This is a genomic window from Methanospirillum sp. (genome assembly GCF_035560735.1).
Lineage (GTDB): Archaea > Halobacteriota > Methanomicrobia > Methanomicrobiales > Methanospirillaceae > Methanospirillum.
Map to the genome: position 1 here is coordinate 1 of NZ_DATMYY010000259.1, position 2,229 is coordinate 2,229.

3 protein-coding genes are annotated in these 2,229 nt (G+C 39.9%); 2 read left to right on the forward strand and 1 reads right to left on the reverse strand.

Features of this window, described 5'->3' with window-relative positions; all coding sequences use genetic code 11:
* Positions 1-178: 178 nt before the first annotated feature.
* Both VN429_RS07325 and VN429_RS07330 read left to right on the forward strand, forming a co-directional pair.
* Positions 179-814, forward strand: coding sequence for a DUF2284 domain-containing protein (locus tag VN429_RS07325; protein WP_325631521.1), 636 nt, complete (start codon positions 179-181; stop codon positions 812-814).
* 68 nt (positions 815-882) lie between these two features.
* Positions 883-1,458: a nitroreductase family protein gene (locus tag VN429_RS07330; RefSeq protein ID WP_325631523.1), complete on the forward strand. Its 576-nt coding sequence runs from the start codon at positions 883-885 to the stop codon at positions 1,456-1,458.
* Positions 1,459-1,565: 107 nt separating this feature from the next.
* On the opposite strand, the gene VN429_RS07335 is transcribed toward VN429_RS07330, so the two are convergent.
* Complete coding sequence (locus tag VN429_RS07335) at positions 1,566-2,183, reverse strand: isochorismatase family protein (RefSeq protein ID WP_325631526.1); 618 nt, start codon at positions 2,181-2,183, stop codon at positions 1,566-1,568.
* Positions 2,184-2,229: the final 46 nt, after the last annotated feature.

The window sequence follows — 2,229 nt, forward strand, 5'->3', positions numbered from 1 at the left end:
GAAAGTCTACGTGAAGGTTCCAAGAAAGACTTCGATTGAAGAGGTTTTAAAAATATTGCGAGAAGCAGCTGTTATTCTTCAAGAACCGGATCCAGAAAATGGTTGACCCGGTACTGAGAGACCGGGTTTTTCATGACAAATATGATTGATAGATACCAACACAAAAGATAGTTGAGATATGATGAGTCAAGAACCTGATACACAATACGCTTTTTTAGTCGAGGAAGTAAAATCTGCCGGAGCAACTGACGCGATCCTTATTCATGCATCAGATATCGTTATCGAGGAGCGTATTCAGCTTAAATGTAAGACCGGATGCCCTTCCTATGGTCAACGATTTTCCTGTCCACCTTTTGCTCCAACAATATCAGAATTTAAACAAATGTTACAGGAATACCAGGATGCTCTTCTTATCAGATTTAAATCCTCTGTAATTGCAGAACCAGAGATTGTTCATTCCTTGTTGAAAAATAGAACAGATCCTGCGGTTTCACGAGATATCAAAAAAAGAACAAGCCAATTTAATGAGGCATTAAATGAAGAATCCAGAAAAATCCACGATATTATGCTGGAATTGGAACGAACAGCCTTTCTGGCAGGCAATCCTTTTGCACAGGCATTTACAGTTGATAGTTGTGATCATTGTAAATCCTGCAATATTAAAGGAGGAGTATGTATGCACCCAACAGAGCTCAGATATTCTATTGAGGCAGTAGGAATAAATATTGTCAAAACTGCTCAGGCTGCAGGAATGCAGATTACGTTTCCCTGTCCTATACCTCCGGACAGGATTACCCTTCTCTTAATTAAGTAAATTTTTTAATTCTGTAAAATAAAAACGAAGCGATACTTATATCTCTGTACCGGGAGGTTACTTTGTATATGACCATTAGTGAACCACTTGATCTCATCATGACCAGGCGGAGTATCAGGAAATATAAGCCTGATAAAATTCCGGATGAAATTATCGGACAGATCATTAAGGCAGGAACATATGCTCCTTCGGCTCTTGCTCTTCAGCCTTGGGCATTCATTGTAGTTCAAAATATGGACTTCATGCAAAAAGTTTCAGAGTATTGTAAACCCATCATGATATCTTTGATGAAAGATGCCCATGATGGAATGTCAGATGAATTTAGAGAACTTCTCTCAAGTGAAGGATACTCAATTTATTATCATGCCCCCCTTATGATCATGGTTATCGGGAAGAGTTCCAGCAGATTCAGGGAGATAGATTGCTCTCTTTGTGCAGAAAATATGATGCTCGCTGCACATGCTTTAGGAATTGGAAGTTGCTGGATTGGATCAACCGAAGTAGCATATGATAACCCAGAAATCATGGCAGGATTTCAGATCCCTGAAGGATATTCTCCTGTAGGGACCATTGTATTCGGATACCCTGATGAAAAACCGGATGCTCATGATAAAAAGTCACCACACATTACCTGGATCAGATAATCCAAATTCAGTAGTGAATGAAGGAAATTCCCATGTAATAAACTGTGAATCCCCCGAATTCACTATCAACTTATTTTTTTCAAACTGTCTGTGATCCTCATCAATGATTAGATCCGTCCAAGACCTATCATATAGCCATACTTTGAGTATACTTCCTTAACCAATTCACCAGCTTTAGGATTTGTCCAGACATGCATCCATTCAGATACGAGCGATTCTACGGTGATAGGAATAACGCCAGCCTGTAGCATCCGTTCAATCCCGTATCGATGAGCATCAGGTGTGGAATCTCCAGCTGCATCCATCAATCCATAGACCTCATACCCCTCTTTCAAACCATGCAGGGCCGTATAGGCAAAACACATACTTGTCCAGAGACCGGAAACAACAAGTTTCTTACGCCCGGTTTCTTTGAATGCATTCCAGGTCTTTTCATCTTCAAAGGCATCAAACCCTGGAATCTCTCGGGCATATACTTCCTGATTCGGAAACAAAGAAGATACCTCTTCAAGGAAATTTCCATTGTTTTGTGGGTTGATTGTTGATAAAACAACAGGAATCTTCAGAATCTGTGCAGCCTTTGCAGCGCAATATGCAGCATTTCTGATAATTGTTTTATCTCCGGATGCAACTCCTGAAAACATCGTGGGCTGGTAGTCTATGAGAACAAGGGCGCTATTTTTATCGGTAAGCAGTTCAAAATTTCCATTTTTTTGATTAGACATTCAATTTCTCCTTTTTTCTTCTCTATGATGACCCTTAGTCCATGAC